This is a genomic window from Desulfobacterales bacterium, assembly GCA_030066985.1.
GTDB lineage: Bacteria > Desulfobacterota > Desulfobacteria > Desulfobacterales > JAHEIW01 > JAHEIW01.
In genome coordinates this window covers 36,386-51,436 of sequence record JASJAN010000005.1, presented here as the reverse complement: position 1 = coordinate 51,436, position 15,051 = coordinate 36,386, and the positions used below count along the sequence as shown (strand labels likewise).

Genomic DNA, 15,051 nt, shown 5'->3' with positions numbered 1-15,051 from the left:
TTTACAGAATTGCTTTTAAATATTGGCCGGTGTAGGAGTTTTTCATTTCAGCTACCGCCTCAGGTGTTCCGCACCCCACTATGTATCCGCCCTGATCTCCACCTTCCGGGCCCAAATCTACAATGTAATCTGCGGTTTTAATAATATCCATGTTATGTTCGATCACCAGAACGGTATTGCCCTGCTCAACCAGCATATTAAGGACCCGCAGCAGCTTTTGAATGTCATCGGCATGCAATCCGGTCGTAGGTTCATCCAGGATGTATACGCTTTTTCCGGTAGCGCGTTTACTGAGTTCTTTTGATAGTTTTACACGTTGTGCCTCACCGCCAGATAGCGTGGTTGCCGGTTGACCAATCTCGATGTAGCCCAAGCCGACGTCCACTAAGGTTTGCATGATCGTCTGAATTTTAGTGATCCGCCCAAAAAAAGAGAGCGCCTGGTTGACGGTCATGTTTAGAATTTCGGCAATGGTTTTACCCTTATAGCGGGCTTCAAGGGTTTCCCGGTTGTAGCGTCGGCCCTGACAGACATCACAGGTGACATAAACATCGGGCAGAAAATGCATTTCGATTTTAATGATACCATCTCCCTGGCACGCTTCACAGCGACCGCCTTTAACATTGAAGCTAAAGCGACCGGGTTTGTAACCCCGCATCCGGGCTTCGGGCGTGCGCGCAAAAAGTTCGCGGATATGGGTAAAAGCGCCCGTATAGGTGCCCGGATTTGAACGGGGGGTTCGGCCGATCGGACTTTGATCGATGTGGATGACGCGATCGATGTTTTCTACCCCATCGATTTGCTGGTAGGTGCCGGCCGGCACTCGAGCATGATACAACTTTTGCATCAGCGCTCGATAAAGCGTTTCAAGAACGAGGGTGGACTTGCCTGAACCAGATACGCCCGTTACACAGATAAAACAGCCCAGTGGGAATGTAACATCAATCGTCTTTAAGTTGTTAGCTGAAGCCCCCTTTAAGATTAAATGGCTGTCCCCAATGTGCCGCCGGGCGGCAGGCACCTCAATCTGTTTACGACCCGAAAGATATAGGCCCGTCAGTGAGGTTGGATGGTTAAACAATTCTGATGGCGGTCCGGCAAAGATAATACGACCGCCATTTATGCCGGCCCCCGGTCCGATATCGACGACATAGTCGGCTGCCCGGATGGTTTCCTCATCATGTTCAACTACCAGTACCGTATTTCCGAGATCACGCATCTGTATGAGGGTATCCAATAAGCGCTTGTTATCGCGCCTGTGCAGTCCGATGCTGGGCTCATCCAACACATACAGTACACCGGTTAATTTGGACCCGATCTGCGTGGCCAGACGAATCCGCTGACTTTCACCGCCTGAAAGCGATTGGGCTGAACGGTCCAGCGTTAGGTAGGAAAGTCCGACATTATCCAGGAACCCCAGCCTTTCGACGATCTCTTTGAGGATGCGCCGGGCAATGATCTCTTTTTTGCCGTCAAGCCTCAAATCCAGAAAAAAGGAACGTAGCTTGGCGATTGACAAGGCGGTTAACTGCGAAATGGTCAGCCCCCCCACTTTGACGGATCGACTAGCGCGATTTAACTTCTCACCGTTGCATTGCCGACAGGGTTGAAAATTCATGTAGCGCCCTATTTCTTCTCTTGACCAACTTGAGCCGGTTTCGTGGTAGCGGCGCTGCAGATTCGGTATGATGCCTTCAAAGGGTTTTTGATAGCTGATGCGGCGATGATCATTTTCAAAATAAAAGGTTATCGGCGTATCGCCAGAACCGTATAACAACACCTGTTTGAATTCTTCCGGCAAGTCCTTGTATGCGGTGTAAATATCGGTGCCATATTGCCGGGTAAGGGCGTCCAGAAACTCTGTGAAATGGACACTATTTCGATTGGCCCACGGGGCAATGGCGCCTTCGCGCAGTGTCAGTTCAGGATTGGGAATGATAAGGGCCGAATCAAATGCCGTCATTGCGCCCAGCCCGTCGCAATCGGAGCAGGCGCCCTGGGGCGAGTTAAATGAGAAACTGGCAGGGGTAAATTCCGGATAGCTGATCTTGCATCGGTTGCAGGCCGCCTTTTCATTAAAAAGGATGGTGCCATGCGCTTGCGTGTCAACACTCACCTGACCATTGGATTGCGCCATGGCCAATTCCAGTGAATCCGCCAAACGGTTTTTAATCTTACTATTGATAACGAGCCGATCGACGACGACATCCACCGAATGCTTTTTGTTTTTATCCAGTCGGCTGACATCTTCAATATCAAACATCTCACCATCTACGCGGATTCGGGCAAAACCGTCCTTTTTGAGTCCTTTTAATAGGCCTTCATGCGCTCCTTTCTGATCTGTTACCAGAGGGGCTAAAACGATGATTCGGGTATCGGCGCCCAATGACATGACATGGTCTACAATCTGATCCAGCGTTTGAGATCTAATTTCCTGATCGCATTGATAACAATGCGGGGTGCCGACACGTGCATACAGCAGTCGCAGATAATCATAGATTTCAGTAACCGTACCAACCGTTGAACGCGGGTTGTGCCCGGCCGTTTTTTGCTCGATGGCGATCGCCGGCGAAAGGCCCTCAATCAATTCGGCATCGGGCTTTTCCATGCGCTCCAAAAACTGCCGAGCATAGGTGGACAGCGATTCAACATAGCGGCGCTGGCCCTCGGCATACAGGGTGTCGAATGCCAGTGTCGATTTGCCCGAGCCGGAAAGACCGGTGATCACCACCAGTTTTTCGCGCGGCAGATCAACATCGACATTTTTTAAATTGTGCTGCCGGGCGCCCCGGATGATTATTTTATTTGCCATAATGGTCAATTTTCTGGTGAATTTATTGTTTTGAGTTTAGCTGGCATAAAAAAAAAATTCAAACATATTTCTGGAAAGGAGGTAAAGCCCTGGTATTCCATCGTTCAAGAATATTTTTAAAAAAGGAAAAATATTTTTTTCAAAAATCAAAGATAATAGAAGAAAATAGATGTTTTTCAAAGAAAAATTTTTTGTTCATAACTTTGTGCAGAATATGGATATACTTAAAATACTTAAAAATACCCTTCATTTACAAAGGTCGTGTTTAACGATACTTGACGCTTGTTAACTATTTAGTCAAATGATAACAAATAGATATAAATTGTTCAAAACCGCCTCATGATGCGCTCTAAAACAGCTTTTATCAGAGTTGACTGAATCTATCTCATGCCATAAATATGCTCCTGTTTTTTGATTGTAAAAAAATCAAAATCAAACCTTCCGAACCGTTTAGCTTCGACACCTATTTCATTAAAATTCTTTCTAAAATAGCTTCATTGCTCATTTTGTGTTAAACAGGGTTATCTAAAAGCCGATGGAAGCCGTCTGGATAAAAGTTAAATCCGTTATCAAAGATCGGATACCGAAACACAGTTTTCAAATGTGGATCGAGCCGCTGGAATTGTTAAAAAACGATTCCAATAACTGGACCGTGGCGTGTCCAAATTTCTTTTTTAAAAAGCGGGTCAACGATCTTTATGGCAAACTGCTCGTTTCCGAATTGAAAAAAGTAACCGGAAATGTGTGCCAGCTATCCTTTAAAGTCGGTGTAAAAAAATACAAGGATTCCAGAAATAAAAAATCTTTGAATCCCCAATTATCGCTTCCAAACGCCTCTATTCGACCTCACAGCGGTCGTTTTTTGCGCCGGGAATTCACATTTGATGAATTTGTTGTGGGCGCCAACAATGATTTTGCTTATTCAGCCTCTTTGTCGCTGGCTTCACGTAGAGAATATCAGCAAAATGCGCTATTGCTGCTTTCCAATACCGGCATGGGAAAAAGTCATCTTTCCCAGGCAATTGGCCATCATGTCCTGTCCGAATATCCCGACGAGCGCGTCTACTATATAACGGCCGAGGATTTCAGCAATGAAATGGTACAGGCATTTCGCCAAGATTCCATCAATAAATTTAAAGGAAAATATAGAAATAACTGTGATGTTCTGCTGTTGGAAGATATCCATTACCTGAGTGGCAAGCAAAGGACGCAACTGGAGCTGGCATTGACATTGGATTCGCTGTTTGAAGCCGGCAAACGAATTATTTTCTCCAGTTGTTATTTGCCCGGCGATATTCCCAAATTAAATGATAAACTGAGATCGCGGCTGTCCTGCAGCTTGATATCCAGAATCGAATCGCCTAATTTCAGGACACGGGTCCGGATTTTAAGAAAAAAAGCGCTGAGCAATGGCTATCAGGTACCCGACAACATTATCGAATATCTGGCCGGCGAACTGACAGAGGACATCCGGCAACTTGAAAGTGGTTTAAATGGTGTCGCTGCCAAATCATCCTTACTCGGCGCTCCGATTGATTTGAACCTGTCAGAAAGCGTCGTCAAAAACATGGTCCGTCAACGCAAAAAGATCACCATTGAAGCGATCAAAAAGATGGTATGCAAATATTATAACTGCAGCCTTAAAGATATGGTTTCGCGCTCGCGCAAGCAACATCTTGTCAGGCCCAGACAAATGGCCATATATCTATCGCGTCGCTATACGGATGCCCCTCTGCAAAGTATTGGCAAGGCCTTTAATCGCTACCATGCCACCGCCCTCCATTCCATTCATTCGATTGAACGGGGATTAAAAGAAAACAGTGCGATTCAGAAGCAGGTTGAATTCTTTAATCAGAAACTTGAATCGGGCAAATTCTAAAATCCCATCGTAAAAGCGCGTCTAAGCGCCCATGGCGGCGTTGCAGATCACCTCAAAATGCTCACATACTATCGTGTATGCTCCGCTTTTTCGCCGATCCGCGCCTTGCCATGAACCCTTATCCACACTTTTACGATGGGATTTAAAATATTGTTTCAACCGATCAGTTCTCGGCGTACTTCATTGCTCATAGTCAACAGTCATTCAATAGGTAGAAGCGTTTCAACGCGAACCGGGCATATTTTTTTCTGATAGGCGATATGTTGATGGGCTAATAGAAGAGATGATATGGCCGGATATTTGGGATGATAGGCAGTTTGGCCTTTAAGTTAAGCCATAGCGTGAGATTTATCCCAAATATTTGGCCATCGGCGACATAAAATTCATATCGCCTATCAGGAATTGATATGACCGGTTAAGGTGAAACAAATGAAACTAAAGGGAACGCGCTAGTCTGATAGCTCAAGCAGGGAGAGCATTTCCTGGTGGATGGCGCCGTTGCTGACCAGGATTTCTTTTTGATCTATGGCGAAAGGTCGGTTTGCAAAATCGGTAATCACCGCGCCAGCCTCTGTGGCGATTACTGCCGCTGCCGCTTTATCCCAGGGTTTAAGGTTCTGCTCCCAGAATGCATCGAAGCGACCACAGGCCACATAGCAAATATCAAGGGCAGCCGAACCCAGCCGGCGCACGCCCTGTGATGAATCCTGACAAACACTGAATCGTTTCATTACCGGCTCAATGATTTCGCTGAAATCATAAGGGAAACCGGTTACCAGCAAGCTCTCGTGAACAGAAGTCGTTTCCGATACACGGATGGGCGTGTTGTTAAGCGTAGCGCCTTTCCCGCTAACGGCAGCGAAAAGTTCGCCATCCATTGGATTGAGCACCAATCCCAGCATCATCTGATCCCGTATGGCCAATGCAATGGCGATGGAGAAAATCGGCAACTGGTGGGCGTAATTGGTTGTGCCATCAAGGGGATCGATAAACCATAGAAATTCAGAATTTCCATGATTAACACCGCTTTCTTCCGCCAGAATGGCATGGTCTGGGAACGCATTGCGTATCGTTTGTATGATGATTTTTTCAGAAGCGGTGTCCGCTTCCGTCACAAGATCAAAGGCGCCTTTTTGACCAATCTGCGATATATGACCAAAACGATCTCTCAGTGCCTTTGCACCGCTATAAGCCGCCTGAATACCCACTCTTTTTGCATGTTCAAGATCCATAAGCGTCTGCCTTTAAGATTGGCTTTTCAAACAAGATCGCCTCCATTCGATCAATGAGCGGCAATAGTGTCGATTTTTGTTTAGCGCAAATGGCCATTCCGTCAAGTTTTCGCGCCAGATGTTGAATGTTGTTGGGATTGACGCGGTCCATTTTATTGAGCACCCGAATGGTTCGGATATGCTGCAGTTTAAGATCGGCGAGAATGCGTTCGACCGAATCAATCTGGGACTCATATTGATGGTTGCTGATATCGATAACATGCAACAGGAGGTCAGCGCTTTCCAGCTCTTCAAGCGTGGCGCGAAAAGCGACCAACAGGTCTTCCGGCAAGTCCTTAATAAAACCGACTGTATCAGTGATAATGACCTCGCTGTCTTTGGGAAATTTTAGCCGTCGGCTAGATGGGTCCAGGGTAGCGAAAAGTCGGCTTTCCGCCTGGACATTACTGCGGGTTAGGGTGTTGAGCAATGTGGATTTGCCCGCATTGGTATAACCGATGATGGAAATAATCGGCAGCCCTTTTTTCTGGCGTTGCGCCCTTTGTTGCTTGCGATGTTTGCGCACTGCCAACAGTTCTTGTTCGAGACGTGCAATTCGGTCTCGTGCGCGTCTTCGATTTATCTCCAGTTTTGTTTCACCGGGTCCACGTCCACCGATGCCACCTGTGAGACGCGACATGGCTGTATTTTTGAGGATCAAGCGCGGCAGCAAATATTTCAATTGTGCCAGTTCAACCTGCAATTTGCCTTCTCGTGTTTTGGCGCGCTGGGCAAATATATCTAAAATCAATTGCGTCCGGTCGATGACTTTCAGATCGATCTGATCGGTTATGATACGAATCTGCGATGGGCTCAATTCCTGATCAAAAATGATGACAGTTGCCGCCGCCTGCAATGCCAGAATCGCAAGTTCCTGCAATTTTCCCGGTCCGATTAACCGCTGTTTATTTTTGGATTTGCGCTGTTGAACCAGAGAGTCAACAATCTCAATTTGGCTGGATTCTGCCAAAGCCTTCAATTCGGTAAGCGATTCGAGCGCTTTGCGTTTTGATGTTGAGGACACGCTTGCGAGCAATGCTCTCTCTTTACCAGAATCCGGGCTGTAGCCCTTACTCAACCGCGCCAGCTCAGCCTCCAGGGCCTGGATCATTTCCAGACAGTTGATATCAAGTTGCGAAGGTGTTAGCGGATCTAGGATGCGGTAGGGATGATTGTTCGCGTTTTTGGGAAGAATGTGAGCGATATGGATATGAGGGCGAGATTCAGTTGTGCCATCGGCGACAGTTGCCATCATATCAAGCCTTAGCAAAGCCAGGTCGGTCAGATCGTCATCGGTCAACGGTTCATTGGTCAAATGGGTGTGAATACATCGCAGCCCGTTCAAGCGGCCGGGTGCCGCTCGGTACTCACTGATAGCAGGAATAACGATCTTTTTGTGGTCGCCGACAATAACATAAACCACCTTGCCCTGACGATTGATCAGCAAGCCGATCTGTCGCCGAATTTCGTCGGACAACAGCTTCAGGTCGCGCGCCAGCTCCGCACTGATTAAAAACTGGGGCTGAATGCGGCGGCGGTAAAGGTTTTCAAGTCGCCGAATCTGGTTGGCTTTAAGACCGACGGTATTTCCATAAAGTCTTTTCATGACAACATCCAGGTCAGATAATATGTCAATTCAATATCTGTTGCAAGTCTGACCGGATTGGTAGTTCCGATTCTTAAGGGGACTAGCGGGGTACCCCGGTATGCAGTGTGCCGAAAATGCTCCGAATAGCAAAGCCTAACGATTGAGGTGTCAGGTGTCAGGTTTCAGGTGTCAGAAATAATAAAGACCGAATGTTAAGGACTTTGTATTAAACAAACGACAAGAAACCAATAGCCGATTGCCAGCGATCAAAAGCCGGCTGCCTGACACCTGACACCCGACACCTGAAACCTACATATTGTCGACCATATCCTCAGACGCCATAATTTCAAAACGGGTGTATGCATCCAGAAAAGTGAGCAGGACTTTACCGGTGGGGCCGTTGCGTTGCTTGGCTAATATGATTTCGGCTGTTCCTTTGAGGGGGTTATTTTCATCCTGGTTATAGATCTCGTCTCTGTAAATGAAAGCGACCACATCCGCATCTTGCTCGAGCGCACCGGATTCCCGCAGATCAGATAGTTTGGGACGCTTATCCGTGCGCTGTTCAAGCATCCGGTTGAGCTGAGATAACGCCAAGACCGGGATTTCAAGCTCTTTGGCCAATGCTTTCAGCGATCGTGACATTTCCGATATTTCAAGATCCCTGCGCTCAACGCCACCGCGGGCCTGCATGAGCTGCAAATAATCAATAACAACGAGCCCGATATTTTTATCCATTTTAAGCCGCCGCGCTTTTGCGCGTATATCCATGGCTGTCAGGCTGGGTGAATCATCTATATAAATTGGGCTTTCCGATAAAATGCCGGCCGCATCGGTTAAGCGGCGCCAGTCATCCATGCTGAAAAAACCACCTCGCATGCGGGATGAATCCAGACGAGCCTCTGCGCACAGCATTCGCAGGGACAACTGCTCTTTTGACATTTCCAGGGAAAAAAAGGCCACCGGAACATTGGCATCAACAGCAGCATTTCGGGTGATGTTTAAGGCCAACGCTGTTTTGCCCATGCTCGGGCGGGCTGCCAGAATGATGAGATCGGAATTTTGCAACCCGGAGGTGAGGTTGTCCAACTGCCCAAAGCCCATTGGTACGCCGGTCACCAAACTTTTATTGCCCTGCTTTTCTTCCAGTGTTTCGATATTGCTGATGATCAGCCGACTGAGCGGGTAAAACCCTTGATTGGACTTTCGTTCTGAAATTTCAAAGATAGAGGTTTCAGCATAGTCAATGACATTGTCGACATCGCCACGATCTTCATAGCAGCGTTTGGTGATCGCGTTGGCTTTTTCAATCAGACGCCTTAGGGAGGCTTTATCGGCGACGATTTTAGCATAATGCTGAGCATTGACAGCCACCGGTACGGCATCAACTAATCTGGCCAGGTAGCTCGCACCCCCGATGGCATCCAAATGGCCCTTTTCTTTTAGGTTATTGGCCAGGGTTACCAGATCGACGGGCTCGCCCCGATCGAAGAGATCCATAATGGCTGCAAATATTTTTTGATGGGCACTTCGATAAAAATCGGCTGCTGAGAGAATTTCAACAACATCGAGCAGGGTATTGTTATCGACCAAGATGGCGCTTAGCAAGGATTCTTCAGCTTCAATGCTTTGGGGGGGCAAGTGCAGAAGCGATGGATCTTTTTGGCTTTGCGATTGTTGGTCCGCCATAGGTGATAACCAGTGGTGTAAAGGGGCACAGCCCTGTTAAATGACGTCATAATGCATGCTGACGCGTATAACGATCTTTCTACACGCTCTCGAATCGTTTGTAAACGCCAATTTATTCCGAGACAATCTCAACACTAATTTCGGGTTCAACCTCCTTGTAAACCCGGATCGGAACTTTGTACGTCCCAATGGTTTTGATGGGTTCTTTTAGCAGGACCATGCGTTTTTCAACAACGATATCCTGTTTGGCCAGCGCATCGATGATATCGCGCACTGAAATAGAACCGTATAGCCGATCCTCTTCACTTACTTTGGCGGCAATGGTAACTGCTACGGCTTCCAGTCGCTGAGCCATTTCCTCGGCCACTTTGCGTTCCTTGGCGATTTGCAAATCGAATTTGGCACGGTCGCGCTCTAGCATCTTGCGATTTTGAGGCGTTGCCGGAACGGCTTTGTTCTGGGGCAAAAGGTAGTTGCGGGCATAACCGTCTGCCACGCGAACTTCGCTGCCAATGATACCCAGAGAATCTATCGTTTCTTTTAAAATGACTTTCATTTTCTAACCTCCATGTCACGTGTCAATGCGGGTGAATCTGATGCACTATTTTAACGTTCGGTTCAGGTCTTGACCGACCCGTTCATTCAAGATGTCGATGGTTCTAATTTTCGGAAATTGGCCCACACGTCAATAAAACCAATTGCAATAACCACCAGTAAAACTTCTTGCAAAATGAGTAGCGCATAAAGCATAATTTTTGCAAACTGCGGGACCTGTTTTTTTTCAAAAAAAAATGAAACAATGGCCACGCCCTGGAAGAAATAAACCATCATCATGGTCATCAGACCATTGAGCCCGATCGTTTTGGATAAATCATCGGGGATAAGCATCAACAAACCAAACCCAATAACGCCCCAAATCAAATAGTCCGGCGCCTGCCACAAGTTCAACTTGCCGTACGCTTGATATCCGAGGTTCCTGCTTTTTAGCAGATACCTGCCCAGCAGTATATTGATCCAGATGACAAACAGCGTGGTCGTTATGATCAGAGCCGGCAGAATTCTGATCACTATACTTTGAATCTCATTTAAAAAGCGTTCAAAATCCGGGATGCTTTCAGCGGGCATACCCATGCTGCGGTACAATTGCAGCAGAAATTCGCGGTTATGGGCCACCGACTGGGAAAAATCAGCCAACAGGCTGTGACCAGTGGACGCGCTGAATAGAATCAGACTCACCGCGCCGCCCAAAAAAGCCAGACCACAGGTCAGCAGCATGGTCTTTTCGATAGAGAATTTTAACTCCTGCAGTTCCCCTAAACTGAATCCGATGATCAGCAGTACGGCAACAAAAACAATATCAAAGGGAAAGGCCCTCATTGCGATCATCAATATAACCAAACTGATGATGGGGATCAGAGTACTGAAGATTCTGCCCAGTTTAATTCGATAGTAAAGTGTCGGCAAAGGAAGCAGCAGGCTGCAAAAAATTCCGATAATCGGAAGCAAAACAGAAGCAGCCAAAATCAGGCAGGTGATCAGAACACCATTTGCGATATCCTTTAACATGTCTCTGGCATACCCCAGACGTTTAAGGCCTATCTTTCCCGTATCGAAAGTGATCGTATCAATGCAAGTCTATCGATCCGACATAGGGCAGCAGCGCGATCGTCCGCGCGCGCTTGATAGCGTGTGTCAACGACCGTTGATGCTTTGCACAACAACCGGATATCCGTCGGGGAATAATTTTGCCGCGCTCGGTGATAAAATGCTTGAGCGATTTAGGGTCCTTATAATTGATGACCAGACTGGTATCCGCACAAAAGCGGCAGACTTTGCGCCGGTGATAGATACGTTTTTTCCGCTTTGGCCGTCGTCCGGTTCTGCTCTTATTGGCAACCATTTTATTTAATCTCCTCTTTGGTTTCAGTTGGAGTGGCTTGGCTCTCATCCGTCTTAGATTCGAGTGCCTGCGATGGTTCCGCATCAACCGGTTCTTCAGGTGATGCGACCGGCTCTTCAGCCGACGCTAAAGGTGCGTCCGGTGCATTTGATTCGGCCGTATCAGTTGTCTCTTGTGAGGCTTTTGTTTCTACAGGAGTGTCTATTGCAGGTGTTTCAACCGTTTTTTGGGTGCTGGCGATCTCTTCTTTGATTTTTTCGATATCAGCGGTCTTATCGAGCAAAACGGTCATATATTTCAACACGCGGTCATCGATGCGAAAAAACCGCTCTATTTCATCTACCGCCGCTGCTGTTCCGCAAAAGTCAAAGCGGGTGTAGTATCCGCGTGGTTTCTTTTTTATTTCATAGGCAAGCTTGCGGGCACCCCAGTCATCAATTAACGCCAGATAACCGTTTTCCTGGCTGATGACATCTCCAACCCTTTTTAGGATCGGCTCACGCTGTTCCGCTGACAAATCCGGATCCGTGATAATAATGGTTTCGTATCGTCGCATAAAACCTCCTTGTGGCTAATAAAGCCCTGGTTTATTCCAGAGCAAGGAAAGTGACGCCGTTATATGGCATTGAAATTAAAAACTAACTTATTAACATTAATAAAATGACCGTGTCAAGCCGAATTTCAGCCAAAAATCATATCTTTCCAAAAAGCTGATTTAAAGCTTGTCATAGGGTCGGTTTTTGTACTATTTAAATACCCAGGCCAAGTTCAATATGAGGAAGTAAAACCCATGATCGATGAAGCAACGCTACAACATTTCATATTAGGTATGATGATGGCGCTGTCATACCCAACCTTTAAGCGCTTTAAATATCCTTATTTAGCGCTGATATTGATCCATCCTTTTGTTATTGAAGGGGTTCAGTTATTTATGCCGCATCGAACACCAGATGCAGCCGATATACTGGTAGGCTTGGTAGGGACACTCCTGGGCTTTTGCCTCGTATAAAATCCTGCAATCAAGTCTGAGCCAGCGGATCTGGCATTGCTCTTGAAACCTTAAAATTAGCAAATGTGAAAGGGGAATTAGAACCGTATTCTAATTCCCCTTTATTGTTCTGGTGGGCCACATAGGAATCGAACCTATAACCTACTGATTAAGAGTCAGGTGCTCTGCCTAGTTGAGCTAGTGGCCCGCGGGTGCCGTTTTGGCCAATCGGAAAATTTTGGTAACAAGTTCGCTGTCGGATGTCAATTTTTTTTTTGCAGATCAAGAACAAAGTCCTCCGGTCATCCTGATTTGACAATATCATTTCAATATCCATTAACAAATAACCAATAACAACTACAACGTGTCTCAAAAATAGCAGATCACGCTCAAGTACAAGGCTTAAACCGATTCAAAAGTGGAGTCCGCCTCCGGCGGAATAGTATTCGAGCATTTTGAATCGGTTTATAACGCAGTAATTGAGCGTTAGATGCATTTTTGAGATACGTTCTAACAAAAGGACGCTACGGGCGTCCTTTTATTTGCGCCAGGGGGGGCGTTCCCGTTTGCGTTTCATTTTTTTACGGCGCTCCTTTTTGCCTTTCCACCCGGATGCTGTTTTTTGAGATTTGGCCGACCTTCCGAATTGATTGGCCACTTTGTCCGGCTGGACTTCAAAACTGCCCATTTGCCCTGGCTTTTCAGCTTTAGATGGGGGTTCGGTGGTTTTGGCCCGAGGTTTTTCCTTAGGCAGGGGAGGGCCGCTAAAACAGTCTGTGGGAATAAATGGGGCCACAAAAAGCAATTCGCCGATTTGCTGGAACAACACGCCATGCTCCACTGAGGCCTGTACATGCACGGTGAGCATTATGGGTTGAGAATCGGCTCGTTTGCCCATTCGCTCCGCCATGTCTTGTTTGACCGATAAAACGACCTGTTGATGCCCGCTGGGGGATATGCCATTTTGCGCCACATGGGGATAGGCCCTCCTGCGCACACAGGTGTATAAAAGTTTAGGCAGATGCGGGTCCGCATTAGGACGGGGCAAATGCTCACGCCGCTTGGCGCGAATGCGGTTGTCCAATATTTCAAAAGCTGGATTGGGAATACTGTATAGGATCTCATTTAGATGGAATCGGCGAACGTGCTTCCACCCTTTTTCTTCCTTAAGGGCCTTTAACAGTTCCTTGATTTTAACATAACCTTGTTTATCTGTGACCAACCCGAATTCATCGGGCCGGCGCTCAAGGATGTAAACCAGATATTTTGCAAGGCTCTGGGGCGTCTTGGTTTTGGTCATCTTTTCCTTCTTGCGAAAACGGCCTTTTGTTGCATAAAGTTGCAAACCAGCTAATCGGCGGTTTCTTCTTTGGCAGCCTTTTACGGCGCTACAGGTAACACCACCGAACGGACTAAGCGCAGATGTCATCTTGATTTGTTTTATTCTATCTGATATTTTTCATAACCATTAGAAATGTCAAGTTTTTGTTGTTTGTCGCCGCGATTGAAGGCTCACCGAAACATTGCATAACCCATGGCCATCGGTATCGGTGGTTGCGGGGCGCTAAGCGGCCGAAAATCGTGCCACAGAGCGCGGAGGTTTATTTTAAATGAAAGGATGTCAATCGAATGGATTCTGCCAAGTCAAAAAAATTGTTTGATCGTGCGCAAAAGTTAATTCCCGGAGGCGTCAACAGTCCTGTGCGGGCATGCCAATCAGTGGGTGCCGAACCACTGTTCATCGATCGCGCCGAGGGCTGTTTTATATTTGATGCTGACGGTAACCGGTATATTGATTACATCGGTTCATGGGGGCCAATGATTCTTGGACACCGACACCCGGCGGTAATTGAAGCGGTAAGCGCCGTGCTGGAACGCGGAACCAGCTTTGGCGCACCGATTGATTTGGAAGTGCAGCTCGCGCAGATGGTCGTTGATGCAGTTCCGTCAGTTGAAATTGTGCGCATGGTCAATTCAGGTACTGAAGCGAGCATGAGCGCGGTGCGGCTGGCACGGGGGGTCACAGAGCGGGAATTAATTATAAAATTTGATGGCTGCTACCACGGGCATGCCGATACGCTGTTGGTTGCGGCAGGCTCGGGCGTGGCGACATTGGGCATTCCTGGCAGTCCGGGAATTCCTGATTCCATTGCCCAGCACACGCTGTCACTTCCCTATAATGATGTGGACGCCATCAATCGGGTAATGTCTGAAAAGGGAGAATTGGTCGCCGGCATTATTGTGGAACCTGTGGCGGGCAACATGGGTCTGGTGCGTCCGGACAAAGGTTTTCTGGAGACGCTCAGGCAGCTGTGTGACCGACACGGGTCGATTTTGATTTTTGATGAAGTCATGACGGGTTTTCGGGTGGCCTATGGGGGCGCCCAAAGCCTGTATGGTATCTATCCGGATCTAACTTGCTTTGGCAAAATCATTGGCGGCGGACTGCCGGTGGGCGCATACGGAGGTAAGCAAGATTTGATGTGCCAGGTTGCACCCCGGGGATCTGTCTATCAGGCCGGCACCTTATCCGGCAATCCGGTGGCCATGGCAGCCGGCATCGCAACCCTTGACCAAATTCGAAAAGAGGGTTTTTATGAGGCCTTGGACCAGACAGCCGATCGCCTGCTGAAAGGACTGGAAGAAGCTGCCCAAAAAGCCGGCATACCGGCACAGGCGCAGCGGGTCGGCTCTATGCTAGGATTCTTTTTTAACGACCGTGCCGTTAAAAATTTCGATGATGCCAAAACCAGCGATTTAGAAAAATTTTCCACTTTCTATAACGGATTGCGCCAAGCAGGTGTCTACGTGGCACCCTCTCAGTTTGAAGCTTTGTTTGTTTCGGCAGCACATCAGAACGAGCACATCGAAGCGACTATTGCAGCAGCTGAGCGTGTACTTTCACAACTGAAGTGATTTTGGAC

The 15,051-nt window shown here is 47.5% G+C and carries 12 protein-coding genes and 1 tRNA gene; 3 read left to right on the top strand and 10 right to left on the bottom strand.

What is annotated here, in order from left to right:
• Position 1 precedes the first annotated feature (1 nt).
• The gene (gene uvrA / locus QNJ26_04120; protein ID MDJ0984708.1) at positions 2–2,812 is read right to left on the bottom strand and encodes an excinuclease ABC subunit UvrA; all 2,811 of its coding nucleotides are present in this window, start codon (positions 2,810–2,812) and stop codon (positions 2–4) included.
• 535 nt (positions 2,813–3,347) lie between these two features.
• Between uvrA and dnaA the strand changes: the two genes are divergently transcribed.
• Positions 3,348–4,691: a chromosomal replication initiator protein DnaA gene (dnaA, locus tag QNJ26_04115; GenBank protein ID MDJ0984707.1), complete on the top strand. Its 1,344-nt coding sequence runs from the start codon at positions 3,348–3,350 to the stop codon at positions 4,689–4,691.
• 449 nt (positions 4,692–5,140) lie between these two features.
• Here the strand turns inward: dnaA and QNJ26_04110 are convergent, their stop codons facing one another.
• The 7 genes from QNJ26_04110 to rpsF form a co-directional block, all read right to left on the bottom strand.
• Positions 5,141–5,923: an inositol monophosphatase family protein gene (locus tag QNJ26_04110; protein MDJ0984706.1), complete on the bottom strand. Its 783-nt coding sequence runs from the start codon at positions 5,921–5,923 to the stop codon at positions 5,141–5,143.
• The gene (gene hflX, locus QNJ26_04105) at positions 5,913–7,568 is read right to left on the bottom strand and encodes a GTPase HflX (protein ID MDJ0984705.1); all 1,656 of its coding nucleotides are present in this window, start codon (positions 7,566–7,568) and stop codon (positions 5,913–5,915) included. Before hflX ends, QNJ26_04110 begins: the two co-directional genes overlap by 11 nt.
• Before the next feature lie 291 nt (positions 7,569–7,859).
• Positions 7,860–9,239 carry a replicative DNA helicase gene (gene dnaB, locus QNJ26_04100; protein ID MDJ0984704.1) on the bottom strand — a complete coding sequence of 460 codons (1,380 nt, stop codon included), beginning with the start codon at positions 9,237–9,239 and terminating at the stop codon, positions 7,860–7,862.
• A 112-nt stretch (positions 9,240–9,351) separates the two neighbouring features.
• Positions 9,352–9,795, bottom strand: a complete 444-nt coding sequence (gene rplI / locus QNJ26_04095) for a 50S ribosomal protein L9 (protein ID MDJ0984703.1) — start codon at positions 9,793–9,795, stop codon at positions 9,352–9,354.
• Positions 9,796–9,881: 86 nt separating this feature from the next.
• Positions 9,882–10,805, bottom strand: coding sequence for a DUF2232 domain-containing protein (locus QNJ26_04090; protein ID MDJ0984702.1), 924 nt, complete (start codon positions 10,803–10,805; stop codon positions 9,882–9,884).
• Between the two features lie 58 nt (positions 10,806–10,863).
• Positions 10,864–11,139, bottom strand: a complete 276-nt coding sequence (rpsR, locus tag QNJ26_04085) for a 30S ribosomal protein S18 (protein ID MDJ0984701.1) — start codon at positions 11,137–11,139, stop codon at positions 10,864–10,866.
• A gap of 1 nt (position 11,140) precedes the next feature.
• Positions 11,141–11,695: a 30S ribosomal protein S6 gene (gene rpsF, locus QNJ26_04080; protein MDJ0984700.1), complete on the bottom strand. Its 555-nt coding sequence runs from the start codon at positions 11,693–11,695 to the stop codon at positions 11,141–11,143.
• A gap of 234 nt (positions 11,696–11,929) precedes the next feature.
• Here rpsF and QNJ26_04075 point away from each other — a divergent pair, with 234 nt between their 5' ends.
• Positions 11,930–12,148 (top strand): VanZ family protein, encoded by a 219-nt coding sequence (locus QNJ26_04075; GenBank protein MDJ0984699.1) that lies wholly within the window; start codon positions 11,930–11,932, stop codon positions 12,146–12,148.
• A gap of 110 nt (positions 12,149–12,258) precedes the next feature.
• Here QNJ26_04075 and QNJ26_04070 read toward each other — a convergent pair.
• Together QNJ26_04070 and QNJ26_04065 are read right to left on the bottom strand one after the other, a co-directional pair.
• Positions 12,259–12,335: transfer RNA gene (locus QNJ26_04070), tRNA-Lys, on the bottom strand.
• 330 nt (positions 12,336–12,665) lie between these two features.
• A complete protein-coding gene (locus tag QNJ26_04065) occupies positions 12,666–13,427 on the bottom strand; it encodes an RNA 2'-phosphotransferase (GenBank protein MDJ0984698.1) in 762 nt (253 codons plus the stop codon).
• Positions 13,428–13,756: 329 nt separating this feature from the next.
• On the opposite strand from QNJ26_04065, the gene hemL reads away from it, so the two are divergent.
• The gene (gene hemL, locus QNJ26_04060; GenBank protein MDJ0984697.1) at positions 13,757–15,043 is read left to right on the top strand and encodes a glutamate-1-semialdehyde 2,1-aminomutase; all 1,287 of its coding nucleotides are present in this window, start codon (positions 13,757–13,759) and stop codon (positions 15,041–15,043) included.
• Positions 15,044–15,051 lie beyond the last annotated feature (8 nt).